General features: G+C 56.7%; 2 rRNA genes. Both read left to right on the top strand.

The features are described from left to right. Positions 1-19 precede the first annotated feature (19 nt). Positions 20-1546: ribosomal RNA gene (locus tag MRBLAR12_RS16165) — 16S ribosomal RNA — on the top strand. A gap of 556 nt (positions 1547-2102) precedes the next feature. After that, a 23S ribosomal RNA gene (locus tag MRBLAR12_RS16160) occupies positions 2103-2735 on the top strand; the annotation flags it as partial.

Raw genomic sequence — 2735 nt, 5'->3', positions numbered from 1 at the left:
TGGTTGTGTCTGTTTTACTTCAACGGAGAGTTTGATCCTGGCTCAGGATGAACGCTGGCGGCGTGCTTAACACATGCAAGTCGAACGATGACCCGGTGCTTGCACCGGTGATTAGTGGCGAACGGGTGAGTAACACGTGAGTAACCTGCCCTTAACTCTGGGATAAGCCTGGGAAACTGGGTCTAATACCGGATATGACTCCTCATCGCATGGTGGGGGGTGGAAAGCTTTATTGTGGTTTTGGATGGACTCGCGGCCTATCAGCTTGTTGGTGAGGTAATGGCTCACCAAGGCGACGACGGGTAGCCGGCCTGAGAGGGTGACCGGCCACACTGGGACTGAGACACGGCCCAGACTCCTACGGGAGGCAGCAGTGGGGAATATTGCACAATGGGCGCAAGCCTGATGCAGCGACGCCGCGTGAGGGATGACGGCCTTCGGGTTGTAAACCTCTTTCAGTAGGGAAGAAGCGAAAGTGACGGTACCTGCAGAAGAAGCGCCGGCTAACTACGTGCCAGCAGCCGCGGTAATACGTAGGGCGCAAGCGTTATCCGGAATTATTGGGCGTAAAGAGCTCGTAGGCGGTTTGTCGCGTCTGCCGTGAAAGTCCGGGGCTCAACTCCGGATCTGCGGTGGGTACGGGCAGACTAGAGTGATGTAGGGGAGACTGGAATTCCTGGTGTAGCGGTGAAATGCGCAGATATCAGGAGGAACACCGATGGCGAAGGCAGGTCTCTGGGCATTAACTGACGCTGAGGAGCGAAAGCATGGGGAGCGAACAGGATTAGATACCCTGGTAGTCCATGCCGTAAACGTTGGGCACTAGGTGTGGGGGACATTCCACGTTTTCCGCGCCGTAGCTAACGCATTAAGTGCCCCGCCTGGGGAGTACGGCCGCAAGGCTAAAACTCAAAGGAATTGACGGGGGCCCGCACAAGCGGCGGAGCATGCGGATTAATTCGATGCAACGCGAAGAACCTTACCAAGGCTTGACATGGGCCGGACCGGGCTGGAAACAGTCCTTCCCCTTTGGGGCCGGTTCACAGGTGGTGCATGGTTGTCGTCAGCTCGTGTCGTGAGATGTTGGGTTAAGTCCCGCAACGAGCGCAACCCTCGTTCCATGTTGCCAGCGCGTAATGGCGGGGACTCATGGGAGACTGCCGGGGTCAACTCGGAGGAAGGTGGGGACGACGTCAAATCATCATGCCCCTTATGTCTTGGGCTTCACGCATGCTACAATGGCCGGTACAAAGGGTTGCGATACTGTGAGGTGGAGCTAATCCCAAAAAGCCGGTCTCAGTTCGGATTGGGGTCTGCAACTCGACCCCATGAAGTCGGAGTCGCTAGTAATCGCAGATCAGCAACGCTGCGGTGAATACGTTCCCGGGCCTTGTACACACCGCCCGTCAAGTCACGAAAGTTGGTAACACCCGAAGCCGGTGGCCTAACCCCTTGTGGGAGGGAGCTGTCGAAGGTGGGACTGGCGATTGGGACTAAGTCGTAACAAGGTAGCCGTACCGGAAGGTGCGGCTGGATCACCTCCTTTCTAAGGAGCACCTACAGTCACCTTGCCCCGTGTATGCGGGTGTGGAGGGGTTGTCAGGAGTAACGCCCGTTGCGCAGACGATTGTTCTGCGGCGGGTGCTCACGGGTGGAATATCAGCAAATAGCGGCCGCAGCTTCTTTCTCCTTGCCCAGTACGGATCCTCTCTTGAGAGTGTTCCTGGAACGGTGTGGGGTCAGTGGGGGCGGTTTAGTGTTTGGCACACTGTTGGGTCCTGAGGCAACAGGACCATGGCGCGGCCGCGTTGCTCTTCCTTTGGGGGGGTGCGTGGTTGTGGTGTGGGACTTGTGTTTCTGGTTTCCTGGCTGCACCGATCATACGGTTGTTCCTGTCTTTTGGGGCGGGGCGTGTGTGGGGTGTGTGGTACGGGGTTGTTGTTTGAGAACTACATAGTGGACGCGAGCATCTTTTATAAGAAGCAATTTCCAAGAATATGAACCTGGATCTGTGCCGTTGCTCTGGTTGTGCCCCTTGGGGTGTGGCTGGTGTGCGGTGTGGTTTCTGTGGTTCTCTCGAAAATTACTCCTTGATCTTTTGTGGTCAAGTTTTTAAGAGCACACGGTGGATGCCTTGGCATTAGGAGCCGAAGAAGGACGTAGGAATCTGCGATAAGCCTGGGGGAGTCGATAACCGGACTGTGATCCCAGGGTGTCCGAATGGGGAAACCCCGCCAGGGGCGCGAGCTGCCTGGTGACCCGCATCTGAACACATAGGGTGCGTGGAGGGAACGCGGGGAAGTGAAACATCTCAGTACCCGCAGGAAGAGAAAACAATAGTGATTCCGTCAGTAGTGGCGAGCGAACGCGGATCAGGCTAAACCGTTCCATGTGTGATAGCCGGCGGGCGTTGCATGGTCGGGGTTGTGGGACTTCCCATTCTGTCTCTGCCGGGACAGTGGGGTGAGAGTGCAGGCATAGGTGAACGGTCTTGAAAGGCCGGCCGTAGAGGGTGTGAGCCCCGTAACCGAAATGTTGTGCACCGCCTGGTGAAGTATCCCAAGTAGCACGGGGCCCGAGAAATCCCGTGCGAATCTGTCAGGACCACCTGATAAGCCTAAATACTCCCTAATGACCGATAGCGGACCAGTACCGTGAGGGAAAGGTGAAAAGTACCCCGGGAGGGGAGTGAAACAGTACCTGAAACCGTGTGCTTACAATCCGTCGGAGCAGCC

The sequence above is a fragment of the Arthrobacter sp. LAR12-1-1.1 genome, from assembly GCF_040676555.1.
Taxonomy (GTDB): Bacteria; Actinomycetota; Actinomycetes; order Actinomycetales; family Micrococcaceae; genus Arthrobacter.
The sequence above is the reverse complement of the archived record's forward strand: the minus strand, read 5'-3'. Positions and strand labels throughout refer to the sequence as shown.